The sequence below is a fragment of the Streptomyces sp. RKAG293 genome (assembly GCF_023701745.1).
Taxonomy (GTDB): Bacteria; Actinomycetota; Actinomycetes; order Streptomycetales; family Streptomycetaceae; genus Actinacidiphila.
The window spans coordinates 1,402,724-1,418,524 of the sequence record NZ_JAJOZB010000001.1 but is presented as its reverse complement, the minus strand read 5'-3'; the positions used below and the strand labels follow the sequence as shown (position 1 = coordinate 1,418,524).

Genomic DNA, 15,801 nt, shown 5'->3' with positions numbered 1-15,801 from the left:
GGAGTCGAGGGCCGGGAGTCAGGGGATCAGGCGACGGTGATTCCGGCGATCCCGGTGATTCCGGCGATCCCGGCGGCGCGGGCCAGCAGGTGGGCGGTCCGCGTCCCGGCGTCGACGGCGTGGGCCGCCGTACTGGGCAGGCAGCGCTGGTGTTCCACGCTGTACTCGGTCATGACGATGCCGGCGTGGTCGGTCGCGAGCTCTTCTAGCGGCGCCGGCCAGCCGCGTTCCTCCAGTGCGTCGCGCAGCTCACGTGACTGCTCGATGTCCACCATCGGATCGGCGGTGCCGTGCACCAGGTGGACCGGAATCGGCGGCACCGGGTCACCGGCCCGGGATGCGTCGTCGATCGGAATGGTGCCCGTGGTCGGCGCCGCGGAGCGGTATCCGCCGGCGATGCCCACGACGGCGCGCGGCCGCCAGCCGCCGAGCGCGGCGGGGTTGAGGGCCACGCCCAGCACGGCGTTGGCGCCCAGCGACCAGCCCGCCAGGACCAGCCGCTCGGCATCCCCGCCGAAACGGGCCGCGTTCGCGCGCACGAACGCCACCGACTCGGCCAGCTGCGTCCGGCCGCCGTCAGGAGCGTCGGGACGCCAGTCCGGTACGAAGGCGACGACTCCGAGCCGAGCGGCGCTCCGGGCGAGCGGCGCGAGCACGTCCCGTTCATCGGGGCCGCGGCCGTGCCAGAGCAGCACCACGGGTGCCGACGCCGCCGACGCCGCCGACGACGCTGATGACGATGAGGGCGCGGGCCGATGGACATCCATGTGCCGGCCACTGGTCCCGTAGGCGAGCTCGGTCACCACATCAACATCCGCCGTCACGGCGCCACCCCCGAATCGTCACAACCCTACGAAACACCACGGAACGCGAAGAACGACGTCCCGGGCTGCCCCGCCCCATGATCCGTTCCTGCCGGCCCACGGTACCCGGAACCGCCGTTACCCGACTCACGTCGAAGGGGCACGCCGCCGGGGCGTGGTCATGGAGGAACCGTCATGCGCAGCCGTGCCGCAAGGGGTACCGACCGCTCGACCAGGCGGAGTGGCTTCCACCGGACGCGTTCCGCAGCGAGGGGGACAAGGTCGCGTTCATCAGCGGGCACCTCGACCTCGTCACGCAGCTCCCGGCGTCCGGATCCGGGGGGCCGGAGGCAACGGTGACGTGGCAGGACGGATCGACGGTGTGAGCTCGGCGGGGGACTGGAACGGACTGTCCTCGGACGGCCTCGTCCTCAACGCCGGGGTGTCGCACGGGTCGTGCGTGAACACCCTGCCCGGCCAGGTGCACGAGACGAAGGACGCCGTCGTCCTCATCGGCCGCGTCGAGCAGCTGCCCAAGGGCACGATCTGCGACGCGGATCTGCGGGTGACGCCCGTGCGGTTCCGGTTGTCGCGCCCACCGGGCACCCGGACCGTGCTCGACGCGGTGACCGGGGACCCATGGCGCTGGTGACGCCTGGGGGCGCGGCTCGGTAGCCGGCCCCTGGCGGATGGCTGGTGCCGCGGGGAACACTCGCCAGGAAATAGGCAGAGGATTCTCTGCAGATACATCTTTGCAGAGAAGTCTCTGCAATCTATGATGGCGGCCATGGCCGATGAATCAGCACATCCATCGCACCCGTCCGAGCCTGAGTCCGCGCCCGAGTCCGCGCCCGCCGCCGATCCGGAGAAGACCGTCCGGCACATCGACGCCCGCAGCCTTCGCGGGCTCGCGCATCCGCTGCGCATGCGGATGCTCGAATTGCTGAACCTTGACGGACCCGCCACCTCGACCGGGCTCGCCGAGCGGCTGGGTGAGAACACCGGCACCGTCAGCTGGCATCTGCGTCAGCTCGGCGAGCACGGCTTCATCGAGGAGGTCGTCGGTCGGGGCACCAAGCGCGAGCGCTGGTGGCAGGCGGTCAAGGAGCGGCGCACGCTCGACACCACGGAGTTCCGCTACGACCCCGACACCCGGGGCGCGCTCTCCGTCTACATGCACGAACTGATCCAGCAGACCTTCTCCCGGGTCGCCGACTACCTCGCCGACGACTGGGCGGGCCCATGGCAGGGCATCGGCACGCTCGTCGACCGGTCCGACCTGCGGATGACGCCCGCTCAGCTCGCTTCGCTCAACGCGGAGTTGGCGGCCGTCATCGAGCGGCACACCCCGGCTCCCGACGCAGAGCCCGGCGAGGACGCGCTGCCCGTCATCGTTCAGTTCCAGTCGTTCCCCCGCAAGGAGCGTGGCGGCGCATGAACCAGGACACGGACAACGGTCTGCGCGAAGACGCACGCCCGGACGACGACAACCGCCTCGACGCCGGCACGCGCTCCGACGACGGCCTTCGCCCCGACGGCGCCCTTCGCTCTGACGGCGCCCTTCGCCCCGACGGCGGCATACGCGGCGGCCTGCTGCGCCGGCACCGCGACTTCCGGCTGCTGTGGTGCGGTGAGACCGCCGGCAAGTTCGGCGCGTCCGTCACCGGTGTGACGATGCCCCTTATCGCCGTCACCACGCTGCACGCCACCACCTTCCAGGTCGGCTTGCTGACCGCCGCCACTTGGCTTCCCTGGCTGATCATCGGCCTTCCCGTCGGCGTCTGGGTGGACCGGCTGCGCCGCCGCCCGATCATGCTCATAGCGGCGGCGGTCTCCCTCGTCCTTTACGTCAGCATCCCGGTCGCCGCCTGGTCCGGCGCCCTGAGCATCGGCCTGCTGCTCGCCGTCGCGCTGCTGACGGGTACGGCCGTGGTCTTCTTCCAGACCGCCTACACCGCCTATCTGCCCAGCATCCTGGCGCCGGCCGATCAGCCCGAGGGCAACGCCAAGCTGCACGGGAGCGCATCGGCCGCGCAGATCGCGGGCCTCGGATCCGGCGGTCTGATCGCCCAGTTGGCGGGCGCGGTCAACGGGATGTTCGCCAATGCCGCGACGTTTCTCGTCTCGCTGCTCTGTCTGTCGGGCATCCGGCACCGCGAACCGCGCGCCGTCAGGACCGAACGTCCGCCCAGGGCGCTGGTCCAGGAGGTCGGGGAGGGGCTTCGGCTGGCCACCCGCGACCCCTGGATCCGCAGCCTGACGCTCTTCGGCGCCACCTCCAACCTCGCGCTGATGGGATTCCAGTCGATCCTGGTGGTCTTCCTGGTGCGGGAGGTCGGCGTGGGATCCGGCACGGTCGGCGCGCTGATCGCGGCCGCCGGCAGCGGCGGGGTCGCCGGTGCGTTCGCCGCCCGCCGGGTCGCCGCCCGCGTCGGTACGGCGCGCGCCACGCTCCTGTTCGAGCTGGGGTTCGCGGTGTTCGCGCTGTTCATCCCGCTCACCGTCGGCGGTGCCGGGATGCTGCTCTACGTGGCGGGCGGCTTCTGCGTCTCCGCAGGGGTGGTGGCGGGCAATGTCATCAAGGCGGGCTTCCAGCAGAGTTATTGCCCGCCGGAACTGCTCGGCCGGCTCACCGCGAGCACGTCGTTCATCAACTTCGGCACGATCCCGCTGGGCGCGCTGCTCGGCGGCACGCTGGGTACCGTACTCGGCCTCCGCGCCGCCATGTGGATCACGACGGCAGGTGTTCCGCTCGCGGGTCTGATCCTGGTCTTCTCGCCGGTGCGCAGTGCCCGCGACCTGCCGACGTCACCGCTGCCCGGCACCCGGTCCGCCGCGCTCCCGCACTGAGCCGCCCTGCGATGCGTCGGTCGTCAGGTCCCCGTCCGGCTGTCGTAGGACTCGCGCGCCGCGTCGACCGCCTCGATGTGCTGCTCGGCCCAGTCCTTCACCGCGCGCATCACAGGCAGCAGGCTCTCGCCGAGCGGTGTCAGTTCGTAGTCGACGCGGATCGGCACGGTCGGCGTGACGGCCCGGGTGACGAGACCGTCGCGTTCGAGGGCGCGCAGTGTCTGGGTGAGCATCTTCTGGCTGACGCCCGCGACACGGCGCGCGAGATCGCCGTAACGCATCGGGCCGTCGGCGAGCGCGCTGAGCAGCAGGCTGACCCACTTGTCGCTGATGCGGTCGAGCAGTCGGCGCGCCGGGCAGGCGGCGAGGTAGGCGTCGTACTCCTGCCGGGCCTCGGCCCGGATCTCGGCGGCGGTTCGTGTCGGCATGGTGGGTCCCCCGGGGTGCGTTGGGCACTCTCAAGTGCGTACTTCCTGTTGGAGAGTAGCTCTCTCTAGGTTGGTGATCGAGGCCCGGCGCGGGCTGCTTCATCGTCTTCAGCGTCATCGATCCACGGAGGTACGCAATGCGCGCACTGATCGCCCGATTCACCGAGAGTTCCGAGGGTTTTGAGGGTTCCGCCGGTTCCGACGGCTCCGCCGGGATGCTGGAGGTCGTCGACGTGCCGGTACCCGGGGTCGGCGCCGGGCAACTGCGGATCTCGGTCGGGGCCGCCGCCGTCAATCCCGTCGATCTGCTCGTGTCGGCGGGGGCGCCGGTCGCCGCCGGGCTGGTCGGTGCCCGGCCGACCTTCGGCCTCGGCTGGGACGTCGCCGGGACGGTCGACGTCGTCGGCCCCGGCGTGACGGCGTTCGCGCCCGGCGACCGGGTCATCGGACTCCAGGACCGGCTGGACGTCCGCACCGGCGCCCAGGCGGAGTACGTCGTCCTCGACGCGGACGCCGTCGCCTCCGCTCCCGCCGGGATCCCGCCCGAGGCCGCGGCGACCCTGCCGCTCAACGCACTGACCGCCGATCTGGCGCTCGACGTACTCGGCGCGCTCGGTCTGGAGCCCGGCGGAACACTGCTGGTCACGGGGGCGGCCGGGGCCCTGGGCGGATACGCCGTCGAATTGGCGGCCCTCCGGGGGCTGCGGGTCGTCGCGGTCGCGGGTGCGGCGGACGAATCCTCGGTCCGGGCGCTGGGGGCCGCTCACTTCGTCGAACGGGGAGCGGAACTGGCCGACCGGGTCAGGCGGTTGGTGCCGGGCGGGGTCGATGCCGCGCTCGACGCGGCGATGCTGCGGGCCGACGCGCTGGACGCGGTTCGCGGCGGCGGCGCGTTCGCCTCCGTCAACGCGGGCGCCGCGCCGGTGCCGCTGCGCGCAATCCACGTCCGCGACGTCTGGGTCCGGGCGGACGGCGCGCGGCTCGCCGAACTGGCCCGGCTCGCGGAGACGGGCGCGCTCACCCCGCGCGTCGCGGGGGTGCTGCCGCTGGAGCGCGCGGCCGAGGCGCACGCGCGGATGTCGGAGGGCGGAGTACGAGGCCGGTGGGTGCTGGTGCCGTAGCGCGCGGGGCGCAGCCCGCCCTCCGCCCTCTCTGCCCCCCTGCCCCTCCGCTCCTCCGTCCTCCGCCTCTCTGCCCACCCGTCAGTACTTCAGGACCGCCCACACCAGCGCGCCGGCGACGGCCGCCGCGTAGCAGCCCGCTGCCGCGACCACCGCCCGGTACCGGGCTCGCGGAGTCCAGGGAGTGAAGGACAACAGCCAGGCCAGCACAGGGAGAACCAGGATGGCGTGCAGGCTGACGCCGTGCAGGGGCTTGACGGAGGCGGTGCTGCGGTAGCCGGCGGCCTGGTGGCCGGTGCGGGTCAGGATGACACCGCGCGCGATCATCGCCGCACCGGACAGGAGTCCGATGAGCAGGATGGCGAAACCGGTCCGCAGCGCGAGCGGCATACCGGTCGGCCCCTCGGGCCGCCGGGTGAACGAGATGACCGCGAACGTGGAGAGGATGACGACGAGCAGCGCGCCGCCGAAGGCGAGGGACATGGACACCGAGGTGTTGAAGGGCGACTCCATGTTGAAGTGCGACGGCACGCGGCGCCACGCCTGGAGCGTGATGCCGCCCACCTCCAGTACGCAGTCGGCCGCGAACAGGGTGAGCAGCACGGCGCGGGCGCGTGCCCCCATCCGCAGATACGACGTCACCCAGGTGATCGCGATCAGCGTCAGTCCGAAGGAGAGCCCGAAGGTGAAGGGCTTCCGCCAGGAGACCGGCCCCTCCCACGGCCCTCCGTCGACGGCGAACACCCCCAGGTGCACCAGCCCGGAGACGACGAGGACGGCGCCGGTCGCGTAACAGAGCCGCTCGCTGCTCCTCGTCGCCCGCCACACGTCTCCCCGCCACATCGCGGGCGGCGCTCCCGTGGCTCCCGGCGGGTTCGTGCCCGTCGCAGGGTCGGGCTGGGGCACTGCCGCTCGCACGTGCATGGGACATCTCCTGGCGGAACGTGGGAGGGGGCTGGGTGAGTTGGGAGGCGGGGCTCGATGTCAGACGCGGACCGCGGACTCCTTGCGGCGGCTCATCCGCAGTACGGAGACGGCGCCGGCTATGACGATGCCCAGGAGGGCGGCGAGCTGCACCACGGTCGAGGCGATGAGTAGGCCGTTGCCCGACCCGAGGTGATCGCTCGTGTTCGGCGTCGTGATCGATCCGATGCCGATGAAGAGGCCGACGGCCGTCGCGATCGCGGCGGTCCAGACGCGCGGACGCCAGGCCAGCAGCCCGGCCGCGACCACCGGAATGACGGCGCCGGGCGGCACGACCGGGTAGTCCGCGCCCGCTGCCATCTGCACGAGAATCGACAGCGCCATCAGGACCAGCATGGCGAGGGTGATCTTGACGGGTCCTCGGTAGGTTTCCATACCCCAAGAATCCCGAGCGGCCGTCCGGGTGTCGTCGTCCGGCCGAAGGCACCCGCTCTACGCCCGGGGGAGTAGGGGGAGCGGACCAGGGCCGCCGGGCGGACAAGACCGTCGGACCCAGGCCTTGTCCTGGGTCCGACGGTCCGACGGTCCGACGGTCCGGGGAGCGGGGAGCGGGCGGGGGAAAGGGAAGGCGGGAAGCGCTGGTTACGCGGCGCTCGCGCGTTCGGCGCGGCGCGCCGTCAGATAGGCGTCCCGGAGGCGGGCGAGTTCCGTGAGTTCGGCGGGTGTCCAGGATCGGTCGCCGTGCGCCTGGACATAGGCGCGCAGTCGATCATTCGCATGGGTCGAGAGTGTGCCGCGCATGCGATAAGACTATGGGTCCTTTGCGGCGATCGGAATCCAGCTGCCAGGAACGGCATATGCGACCTCAGGACGGCGCGGCATTCCGGGCCCGGCCGGAACCCTCGTACGCTGACGGGGTGATCGAGGCAATGGTGTTCGATATCGGCGAGACTCTCATCAGCGATACCCGGTACTGGGAGTCATGGGCCGACTGGCTCGGAATTCCGCGACATACGATGTCCGCCCTGGTCGGCGCCGTTGTGTCCCAAGGCCGTGACAACGCCGACGCGTTGCGGCTCATTCGTCCCGGGCTCGATCTCCCGGCCGCCCACGCGGCCCGCCGGACCGCCGGCCGCGGTGAGTTCCTCGACGAATCCGACCTCTACCCGGATGTGCGTCCGGCGCTGGGCGGGTTGCGGAAGCTCGGAATCCGGGTGCTGGTCGCGGGCAACCAATCGGCGCGTGCCGGTGAGCTGTTGCGCGGTCTGGACCTGCCTGCGGACGTGATCGCGACGTCCGAGGAGTGGGGTGTCGCCAAGCCCAGCCCGGAATTCTTCGCCCGGATCGTCGAGTTGGCGCAGGCCGAGCCGCACGAGATCGTCTACGTCGGGGACCATCCGGCCAACGACGTCTTCCCGGCGAAGGATGCCGGACTACTGGTCGCACATCTCCGGCGCGGGCCGTGGGGCCATCTGTGGGCGGACGATCCGGAGACGGTCCGGGCAGCCGACTGGCGCATCGGTTCCCTGACCGATCTGACCTCGATCGTCTCGAACCAGACGGTGTGACCGAACCGCCGGCCCCACACAGCCGACCTGACGGCCCAACATTCCAGTAAACACCACGGCGGCCGCGAAGGACCCGTATTCGCCGGAGGGCGGGAAATCGACGCCGTCGCTCTGGGATTGTGCAGCGGGGTCGTCTGGGCAGGATCTGATGAGGGCGCGTGAATTCGTGGAGCGGTGATTGCCGGATCTGGCAAACAGTTCGAATTCCCGTCGCGCACAAGTACATGTGTTCGGCTCGTAGTTCGTAGGAGCGAGATGGCAGCAGCGCAGTGGAATCGGCTGATGGACCACGTCATGGCGGTCCCGGAGCGGACCTACGAAGGATGGAACAGCCACGACGGCTGGGACAACCACACAAAATTCGGAGAGGAGTTCGGCGAGGACGGGTACTCCTGGTGCGTCATGTGGGAATGGGACATGTACCACGACGTGGGGCTCGACGCGATCGTGCCCAAGGTCGACAACGTCTCGGCCTTCACCGCCTGGGCACAGCAGCGGGGCCAGTGGAGCGAGTATCCGAGCATCGGTGCCTGGGTGAACCTCGGCAACGGCGCCCACACCGAGATCGTGACCGGCTTCGACGCCGTCAACATCCGCACCAAGGGCGGTAATTCGATCAAGGAGGGCGCCGCCGACAACGGGCAGGGCAACGGCGTCTGGTCGCACACCACCGCCCGCCGCTCGTCCCGCGTCGTCGGGTACTTCGCCCCGCGCTTCCCGGACGGCGTGTGCCCGCCCACCGCGGACCCCGGCGATCACCGCGGCGGCAAGGCCGTCGCCTTGTACCACTGGACACCGCAGTCGACACCGGGAGCGCCCGCGTTCCCCGGACGGCAGTACTTCGTACTGGGGGCGAGCAGCGACTACGCACTGCAGCTGCAGACGTGGCTGCAGCGCGGCGACTGGGGGCCGCCGTACAAGGTCGGACCGAGCCGCACCATGTCCCAGCTGGACCTGATCAAGGTCAAGGCACTGCAGCAGCACTACCTCTCCGTCCTCGGCCCGGCCGACGGGCTCGCCGGTCCCCGGACGTGGCAGTACGCGTACGAAGTCGCCTACGGCCTCCGGGCGAAGTGATCCGGGCGAAGTGATCCGGGTGGTCTCCCTGGAGGCCACCGTGCGGGACGAGGTCGGATAATGTGCGAGGTGAGAGTGCCGGGCCCAGCCGTTCAGCGATGCGGAGACGCAGCAAACCGTGCCGGCGGCTGCGGGCGGCACCGCTGCTTCGTAACGGGAGACCGAGCACGTTGTCCGAGAACCGCGAACGCGAACGTGAACGTGAACGTGAACGTACACAGGCCGAACCGGAACCCGGTTCAGGGCCGGCCGCCCTGCGGGCCGACTGCGGGAACTGCTTCGCGCTGTGCTGCGTCGTACCGGCGTTCTCCGCCTCCGTCGACTTCGCGATCGACAAGAACGCCGGTCAGGCCTGCCCCAATCTGGGACAGGACTTCCGCTGCGGCATTCACACCCGGCTCCGGGACAAGGGCTTCCGGGGCTGCACCGTCTACGACTGCTTCGGCGCCGGGCAGAAGGTCTCGCAGCTGACCTTCGGCGGCCAGGACTGGCGGCAGGCACCCCGCACGGCGCGGCAGATGTTCCAGGTCTTCCCCGTCATGCGGGACCTGCATGAGCTGCTCTGGTACCTGACCGAGGCGCTGACGCTGCGGCCGGCCCGCTCGCTGCACGCCGAGCTCGGGGCCGCGCTGGAGGAGACCGAACGCCTCACCCGGTACAACCCCGAACTTCTCGTGGAGCTGGACGTGCCGGCCCACCGCGGCGACGTCAACGCCCTGCTGCTGCGGGCCAGCGAACTCGTGCGGGCCGAGGTAAATGGCAAGAAGAAGGACCGCAGAGGAGCCGACCTCATCGGCGCCCGGCTCAGAGGGGCCGACCTGCGGGGCGCCAACCTGCGCGGGGCGTATCTCATCGGGGCCGACCTCTCGGGCGCCGATCTGCGGACGGCCGACGTGATCGGCGCCGACTTCAGGGACGCCGATCTGCGCGGCGCCGACCTCACCGGGGCCATCTTCCTCGTCCAGTCCCAACTGGACGCGGCGCGCGGGGATGCCGGAACGAAGCTGCCGCCCGCGCTCAGCCACCCCGAACGCTGGTAGGACCCACCGCCCGTATCCGCGCCTTCGGCGACGCCGCCGCCGACACCAACGCACACGCCTCGTGGACGGAGCCCCGCACCCGGAGCCCCGCAGACAGAAGCCGCCCACACCGGCTGGCGGTGTGGGCGGCGGGACGGTCGTCGGGTGCGGGGCGGCCGGTGAACGGCGGCCCGCGGGAAGGTCAGTCGCTACGCGGCTTTCCGGTAATGGGCGCGCTGCGCTGCCAGGAACGCGGACCGCAGGCGTTCGAGCTCGGCGAGCTCGGCCGGGGTCCAGGCACGGGAACCGTGCGCGTGAAGGTAGGCGCGGAGGGCGTCGTTCGCCTCGGCCACGGGTGTTGCATGCATACCGATCAGGTTACGGTGCGCCGGTGGCCGCTCCGACCAATCCAGGCGGAATCGCGTGTGCGAATGGTCACGCTGTGAAACGTCGCCCGGTCGGAGCGGCGCCCCGCGGCCGGTGAGCGGGCCGGTGACCCGTGCCGCGCGGACCGGTCGGCTCCGGTTACTCGAACGCGGCGGCCTTCGGGTCCAGCACACCGGCCGCCACCAGCGCGAAGAGCGCGATGCCGAGCACGACGCGGTAGATCACGAAGGGCATGAAGCTCTTGGTGGAGATGTAGCGCATGAACCAGGCGATGACGGCGTATCCGACGCCGAACGCGATGACCGTGGCGAGGATCGTCGGTCCCCAGGAGAGATGTGAGTCACCCCCGACGTCCTTGAGCTCGAAGACCCCGGACGCGAGGACCGCGGGGATGGCGAGCAGGAAGGAGTACCGGGCCGCGGCCTCGCGGGTGTAGCCGAGGAAGAGGCCGCCGCTGATGGTGGCGCCGGAGCGGGAGACACCGGGGATCAGGGCCATCGCCTGGCACAGGCCGTAGACCAGCCCGTCGCGGGTGGTGAGGTCGCGGAGCGTCTTGCGGGGCGGTGCGGCGCGGTGCCGGCCGCCCTGGTCGTCGGGGCCGCCGCGCGCGGCGAGGCGGTCGGCGACGCCGAGGACCAGGCCCATGACGATCAGGGTGGTGGCGATCAGCCGCAGATCGCGGAAGGGTCCGTTGATGGCGTCCTGGAAGAGCAGTCCGAGCACACCGATCGGGATGCTGCCGACGATCACCAGCCAGCCCATCCGGGCATCGAGCTCCGAGCGCAGCCGCCGGTCGAACAGCGAGCGGGCCCAGGTGGAGACGATCCGGCCGATGTCCTTCCGGAAGTAGATGATGACCGCGGTCTCGGTGCCGATCTGGGTGATCGCGGTGAAGGCCGCACCGGGGTCGTGCCAGCCCGCGAAGGCCGCGGTGAGACGCAGATGCGCACTGGAGGAAATGGGAAGGAACTCGGTCAGCCCCTGGACGAGGCCGAGAATGATGGATTCGAACCAACTCATGGGCGGTGGCACAGGTCCTTGCGGTCGTCGGGCGGTGGAAAGCGGTGCCGGAACGTCAGCCGGGGCTGAACGGCCGGCAGGTCAGGCGGACGACCTGGAGCTCTGCGAACGGCGGGCCCGGACGGCGACCAGGACGGCTCCCAGGCCGGTCACCGCGATGAACCCCATGGCCAGCAGGAAGGCCGGTGAGGTCGGTGATGACGCGCGGCTGCCCGCTATGACGTACGCGGCCGTGTTGGGGATGCTGCCGATCGCGGTGGCGAGCAGGAACGGGCCCAGGCGCATGTGCGAGACGGCCGCCGAGTAGTTGGCGGCGGCGAAAGGCACACCGGGGAAGAGCCGGATCGCGAGCATGCTGCGGAAGCCGTGCTTGCTCAACTGCCGGTCCACCGAGGTGATCAGGCGGCCGCGCAGCAGGGGTCGGAGCGCGTCGCGGCCGAGCACCCGGCCCAGACAGAAGGACAGCCCGGCGCCCAGTACGGTGCCGGCCAGCGAGGAGAGCAGCCCGGCCTGCGTCCCGAAGAGCGCGCCGGCCGCCACGTTGAGCAGCGGGCGGGGCACGAACGCGAACGCGCACACCCCGTACGCGGCCGCGAAGAGCACCACCGCGGCGCCGCCCGACAGCTGGGGCCAGCCGTCCATGACCAGGTGCTGCGGCTGCCAGACCAGGACGGACGTGGCCGCGCCCGTCAGCAGCGCTACCAACAGGGCCAGCCGCGCCCACGGCGAGAGCAGCGCACGGGTGCACCGTACGGCGGGGCCGTCGGACGTCGGGAGGCGGTCGAGCATCCAGGGAGCCTAACCGAGAGCGGTGAACGTGCGGAGTGAGCGGGGGTCCCCGCAGGTTTCCCGCACCGTCCCCGCACCGCCCCCGCGGGCGGAAAACCGTTCGACGCCGGGCCGCCGGGTGACGGATCATCAACGCCATGAACCGGTATGCCTTCGCAGATACGTCCGCAGTCGCGGACGCGCTGGAGGCTGCCCTCGCTGCATTCCCCGACGGCGCCCGAAGCTGACCCTCCCCGGACATTCCGGCGGACCCCGCAGGGGGAGGGTCGGTCCGGCCCAGGGGGTCCCCGCGTTCCCGTGCGCGATCACCACGTCATCCGGTCACCAGGCCAGGCCATCCGGCCACGCCACCCGGTCATGCCGTCGTGCCGCCGCGCGCAGAATTCCGAGGAAGAAGCGAACAACCATGTCCAAGACGGCATACGTGCGCACCAAGCCGCACCTCAACATCGGCACGATGGGCCACGTCGACCACGGCAAGACGACGCTGACCGCCGCGATCACCAAGGTGCTCGCCGACCGGGGGACCGGCACCTTCGTGCCGTTCGACCGGATCGACCGGGCGCCGGAGGAGGCCGCCCGCGGGATCACGATCACCATCTCGCACGTCGAGTACGAGACCGCCACCCGGCACTACGCGCACGTGGACATGCCCGGGCACGCCGACTACGTGAAGAACATGATCACCGGTGCGGCCCAGCTCGACGGGGCGATCCTGGTCGTCTCGGCGCTCGACGGCGTGATGCCGCAGACCGCCGAGCACGTGCTGCTCGCCCGGCAGGTGGGGGTCGAGCACATCGTCGTGGCGCTCAACAAGGCCGACGCCGGTGACCCCGAGCTGACCGACCTGGTCGAGCTGGAGGTGCGCGACCTGCTCAGCGCGCACGGATACCCGGGGGAGTCGGCCGCGGTGGTGCGGGTGTCGGGGCTGCGGGCGCTGGAGGGCGATCCGCGGTGGACGGCGGCGGTCGGTGAGTTGCTGGACGCCGTCGACACCCAGGTGCCGATGCCGGTGCGCTACACCGACGCGCCGTTCCTGCTCTCGGTGGAGAACGTGCTGACCATCACCGGTCGGGGCACGGTCGTCACGGGCGCCGTCGAGCGGGGGACCGTGCGGGTCGGCGACCGCGTCGAGGTGCTCGGTGCGGACACGGCCTCGGTCGTGACCGGCCTGGAGACCTTCGGCAACGCCATCCATAGCCTATGCACCCCGTAGGCGCGGCACACGGTTTTTGGCACGCCCCTCCTCTTTGCCCAGGTCAGCGGCTTGCCGTTGACCTCGAACGCATGCCCGGACGGCGGACGGCCGTCAGGGTCGCCAGCGGAGCGGCCGACCAGGGCGACCATGCCAGACAGGGCGGCAAGATCACGGCGGGCGGCTGGGCGGTCCCCCTGCCCTGCCACTGGTAGATGCGCGCGTCGAGGCGCTGCCCGAGAAAGAAGGGACAACGGTGGGGTGCTGGACACGCTTTTGCTTGCATTGCTTTCTACTACATGAGATAAAAGTTGATTCATGCCGCACCCCTGCTGAGGGATAGGGGTGCGGTCTGGATATAGAAGCCAGGCCACGACCAAGTGAGGCTTGGTATGAAAGAGAAGCTCAGACTTGATGCTACGCACCCGAGCATGCGCCTGCATCACCCCGCGCCTGGTGTGCTGTTTTACTCGATCGATGACATCTTCGAATGCATGAAGTCGAGTCGACGGGGCGCACCGAAGTCATTGATGTTTGAGGCGTGCGGCTCCCTAACCGCCCTGGATGAGATCAGCAGGTTTCCTCTACGCATCTGTCCCACGAATCTTCGCGTCGTCTACAGCCCGGACATCGATGACGGCCTTCCTTGCTATGAGTTTGAGGGACTGGTCGTCGGTGACTACCCGGAGAAAATTTGGGTTAACGGCATCCTCTATACGGGCATTGAGGGGCAACTCGAAGAGGGCCACGTGATCCGGCTCGCCAAAAGCAAGGAGGCAGGAACGACGCCTACGCCTAATGGGTGGATGTAGGCAGCGAGACGCTCGCAGGTGCAACCATTTCCGAGGAGCCGTGGCTCACGCTACGGCTCCTCCATAAATTTACGGAGCCATTCGCCCCAGTCTACGTTTGATGAAGTAGCCAACTTATGAAATTCCCTGTCCCTCTTGCCTGGTTCGTCTTTCCAATGTATTACCAGACCGAAAGGGCGGCCAGCGGCTAGGGAATCGAACTGGTATATGCTGTGATACGTATTGCCTATGGCTTGAAAGGCATTGAAGATGAGGCGGCGAGAATAACCAACCTCGCTGATTTCTATCGGTCTTGGTGTAGTAATTTCTATCGAAACGGTTCCCTTCATGTTGCCCGCTGGGATCGCGATCAGCTCGTAATTCTCGTCTCCAGGGCGGGCGCATGTGCTGCGATCACTGAGAGGGTATGTGATCGAGTAGCTGTAGTGCGAACCCCCGAGCTCCCAGAGGCCCCTAAAAGGTACGGTCAAAACAGGGTTTCTCTCCTGGTCGGTATCCTCCTCGCCATGAGAAATGATGTCAGCTAGGTGGACATTTTTCGGCGCGTAGTCGGAGTAATGAGCTAGTTGGCTATAGATATATTGAGTGAACGGGGTACTGGGCTTCAGTACGCCTCTCCATGGAATCAAGTAGAAGCCAGTGTCTTCGAATGATCTGTGTGCGCGCAGAGTTTCCACGGAACAAGACACGTAGGCACTTTCAAGGCGGATGCCGAACGGCGATTCATATTCCTCAAAGAATTTGTAATTTATTTCAATCCTCTCAAACCTGACGGGCCTCCGTTGGAGCGCTATCAATTTCCGGGCCAGTAGGCACATCAGTTGGAACTCGGGGCCCACTTCGCGACGCCTCATCGAAGTGACAGCGATGCCAAGCTCTAGCAATCCGATGACATGATCTCGTCGCTGCGTTCCCGTGGATTTAAGGGGTTCGACGACCTCGTTAAGTAGATGGCTGATGGCATCGCGAATCTTTCTGGATGAAACCAGCTCTGGCGACCAAGCGCGCCCGCGTCTGAGCACTTGTTGTGGTTCGGTGATGGCCGAGATTGCTTGCGTAACTGACGCGCGCACAGCTAGCAGTTGGTCGGCTGGGGTGCTGAACTCATTTAGTTGGCGGCGTACTTGGGGAAGTTCAAGCAGCATGCGTAGTTCACCAATTGCTTGGTATTGCAATCCCCCGGTCTGACTGATGGCGTCTTGCAGCGCCGAGGCAAGTTGTTGTTCGAGTTCGTCGTCCTCGGTGCCGTCCATCTGACCCCGTTCCGTCCTATCGATCTTGCGTCTTGCCAGTCCCTTGCCAGGAGGGGGCTTTCGAGTGTGGTGCTGTGGATTGCCAGCGTCCCACCTGGGATGCCGACCCGGAAGAGGACAGGAAGGAACAACCCACATGAGCGCACACGAAGGCCAGCACGACGACGAGTGGGACCGCGGCCTACGCCGCGAGCTGCACGCCCTCATGGAGCAAGTGGGCGGACGCCACCGCTTCATCAAGGTCGTGATCGGTGCCGACGCCATAGCCGTCGGCTACTTGCGCGAGATCGAGGAGTCGTACGCCCGGCTCTGCCGCCACGTGTCGAGCGGCTGGAGCCGGAACCGTACCCGTGACTGACTCCGCTGCCGCGCCGGAGTGAGTAGCCGCCGGCGCGGCAGCGGCGAGGGAGGAAGCGTTGGAAGAAGACGAAATCGACTGGGCTGATGACGACACCAGTTGGGAGGAGCTTCAACTAGAGCGCCTGATTGAGACGCACACGAACTTTCAGAAGTACGTGGCGGCCCAACGGCAAATCAGAGGCAGCGACTGGACAA

The 15,801-nt window shown here is 68.9% G+C and carries 19 protein-coding genes and 1 pseudogene; 11 read left to right on the top strand and 9 right to left on the bottom strand.

What is annotated here, in order from left to right; genetic code table 11:
• Positions 1 to 26: 26 nt before the first annotated feature.
• Complete coding sequence (locus tag LNW72_RS06305; RefSeq protein WP_250974467.1) at positions 27 to 824, bottom strand: carboxylesterase family protein; 798 nt, start codon at positions 822 to 824, stop codon at positions 27 to 29.
• A gap of 340 nt (positions 825 to 1,164) precedes the next feature.
• Between LNW72_RS06305 and LNW72_RS06300 the strand changes: the two genes are divergently transcribed.
• From LNW72_RS06300 to LNW72_RS06290, 3 genes are all read left to right on the top strand, one after another.
• Positions 1,165 to 1,455: a hypothetical protein gene (locus LNW72_RS06300; protein ID WP_250974466.1), complete on the top strand. Its 291-nt coding sequence runs from the start codon at positions 1,165 to 1,167 to the stop codon at positions 1,453 to 1,455.
• Between the two features lie 135 nt (positions 1,456 to 1,590).
• A complete protein-coding gene (locus LNW72_RS06295; RefSeq protein WP_250974465.1) occupies positions 1,591 to 2,241 on the top strand; it encodes a winged helix-turn-helix domain-containing protein in 651 nt (216 codons plus the stop codon).
• On the top strand, positions 2,238 to 3,653 hold the full coding sequence (locus tag LNW72_RS06290; protein ID WP_250974464.1) for an MFS transporter: 1,416 nt from the start codon (positions 2,238 to 2,240) through the stop codon (positions 3,651 to 3,653). Before LNW72_RS06295 ends, LNW72_RS06290 begins: the two co-directional genes overlap by 4 nt.
• Positions 3,654 to 3,676: 23 nt before the next feature.
• Here LNW72_RS06290 and LNW72_RS06285 read toward each other — a convergent pair whose 3' ends face one another.
• Positions 3,677 to 4,081, bottom strand: coding sequence for a helix-turn-helix domain-containing protein (locus tag LNW72_RS06285; RefSeq protein ID WP_250974463.1), 405 nt, complete (start codon positions 4,079 to 4,081; stop codon positions 3,677 to 3,679).
• Positions 4,082 to 4,218: 137 nt separating this feature from the next.
• On the opposite strand from LNW72_RS06285, the gene LNW72_RS06280 reads away from it, so the two are divergent.
• Positions 4,219 to 5,202, top strand: coding sequence for an NADP-dependent oxidoreductase (locus LNW72_RS06280; protein WP_374117156.1), 984 nt, complete (start codon positions 4,219 to 4,221; stop codon positions 5,200 to 5,202).
• A gap of 81 nt (positions 5,203 to 5,283) precedes the next feature.
• Here LNW72_RS06280 and LNW72_RS06275 read toward each other — a convergent pair whose 3' ends face one another.
• The 3 genes from LNW72_RS06275 to LNW72_RS06265 form a co-directional block, all read right to left on the bottom strand.
• Positions 5,284 to 6,045, bottom strand: a complete 762-nt coding sequence (locus LNW72_RS06275; protein WP_250980036.1) for a hypothetical protein — start codon at positions 6,043 to 6,045, stop codon at positions 5,284 to 5,286.
• Positions 6,046 to 6,186: 141 nt separating this feature from the next.
• Positions 6,187 to 6,561, bottom strand: a complete 375-nt coding sequence (locus LNW72_RS06270; RefSeq protein ID WP_250974462.1) for a hypothetical protein — start codon at positions 6,559 to 6,561, stop codon at positions 6,187 to 6,189.
• A gap of 207 nt (positions 6,562 to 6,768) precedes the next feature.
• On the bottom strand, positions 6,769 to 6,927 hold the full coding sequence (locus LNW72_RS06265; protein WP_250974461.1) for a hypothetical protein: 159 nt from the start codon (positions 6,925 to 6,927) through the stop codon (positions 6,769 to 6,771).
• 116 nt (positions 6,928 to 7,043) lie between these two features.
• On the opposite strand from LNW72_RS06265, the gene LNW72_RS06260 reads away from it, so the two are divergent.
• The 3 genes from LNW72_RS06260 to LNW72_RS06250 all read left to right on the top strand — a co-directional run bounded on the left by LNW72_RS06260 (position 7,044) and on the right by LNW72_RS06250 (position 9,811).
• Positions 7,044 to 7,694, top strand: coding sequence for an HAD family hydrolase (locus LNW72_RS06260; protein WP_250974460.1), 651 nt, complete (start codon positions 7,044 to 7,046; stop codon positions 7,692 to 7,694).
• A gap of 255 nt (positions 7,695 to 7,949) precedes the next feature.
• The gene (locus tag LNW72_RS06255; protein WP_250974459.1) at positions 7,950 to 8,771 is read left to right on the top strand and encodes a hypothetical protein; all 822 of its coding nucleotides are present in this window, start codon (positions 7,950 to 7,952) and stop codon (positions 8,769 to 8,771) included.
• 170 nt (positions 8,772 to 8,941) lie between these two features.
• Positions 8,942 to 9,811, top strand: coding sequence for a pentapeptide repeat-containing protein (locus tag LNW72_RS06250; RefSeq protein WP_374117154.1), 870 nt, complete (start codon positions 8,942 to 8,944; stop codon positions 9,809 to 9,811).
• 188 nt (positions 9,812 to 9,999) lie between these two features.
• Here LNW72_RS06250 and LNW72_RS06245 read toward each other — a convergent pair whose 3' ends face one another.
• The 3 genes from LNW72_RS06245 to LNW72_RS06235 all read right to left on the bottom strand — a co-directional run bounded on the left by LNW72_RS06245 (position 10,000) and on the right by LNW72_RS06235 (position 11,986).
• The gene (locus tag LNW72_RS06245) at positions 10,000 to 10,158 is read right to left on the bottom strand and encodes a hypothetical protein (protein ID WP_187144761.1); all 159 of its coding nucleotides are present in this window, start codon (positions 10,156 to 10,158) and stop codon (positions 10,000 to 10,002) included.
• Between the two features lie 157 nt (positions 10,159 to 10,315).
• Positions 10,316 to 11,197, bottom strand: a complete 882-nt coding sequence (locus LNW72_RS06240; protein WP_250974458.1) for an undecaprenyl-diphosphate phosphatase — start codon at positions 11,195 to 11,197, stop codon at positions 10,316 to 10,318.
• An 81-nt stretch (positions 11,198 to 11,278) separates the two neighbouring features.
• A complete protein-coding gene (locus LNW72_RS06235) occupies positions 11,279 to 11,986 on the bottom strand; it encodes a TVP38/TMEM64 family protein (protein ID WP_250974457.1) in 708 nt (235 codons plus the stop codon).
• Between the two features lie 406 nt (positions 11,987 to 12,392).
• Between LNW72_RS06235 and LNW72_RS06230 the strand changes: the two are divergent.
• The 3 genes and pseudogenes from LNW72_RS06230 to LNW72_RS06225 form a co-directional block, all read left to right on the top strand.
• A pseudogene (locus LNW72_RS06230) lies at positions 12,393 to 13,172 on the top strand (GTP-binding protein); the annotation flags it as partial.
• A gap of 101 nt (positions 13,173 to 13,273) precedes the next feature.
• Positions 13,274 to 13,396, top strand: a complete 123-nt coding sequence (locus LNW72_RS41105) for a hypothetical protein (RefSeq protein WP_285369335.1) — start codon at positions 13,274 to 13,276, stop codon at positions 13,394 to 13,396.
• Positions 13,397 to 13,573: 177 nt separating this feature from the next.
• Positions 13,574 to 13,993, top strand: coding sequence for a hypothetical protein (locus tag LNW72_RS06225; protein ID WP_250974456.1), 420 nt, complete (start codon positions 13,574 to 13,576; stop codon positions 13,991 to 13,993).
• 50 nt (positions 13,994 to 14,043) lie between these two features.
• On the opposite strand, the gene LNW72_RS06220 is transcribed toward LNW72_RS06225, so the two are convergent.
• Positions 14,044 to 15,246 (bottom strand): hypothetical protein, encoded by a 1,203-nt coding sequence (locus LNW72_RS06220; protein ID WP_250974455.1) that lies wholly within the window; start codon positions 15,244 to 15,246, stop codon positions 14,044 to 14,046.
• A 136-nt stretch (positions 15,247 to 15,382) separates the two neighbouring features.
• Here LNW72_RS06220 and LNW72_RS06215 point away from each other — a divergent pair, with 136 nt between their 5' ends.
• Complete coding sequence (locus LNW72_RS06215; RefSeq protein ID WP_250974454.1) at positions 15,383 to 15,604, top strand: hypothetical protein; 222 nt, start codon at positions 15,383 to 15,385, stop codon at positions 15,602 to 15,604.
• Positions 15,605 to 15,801: the final 197 nt, after the last annotated feature.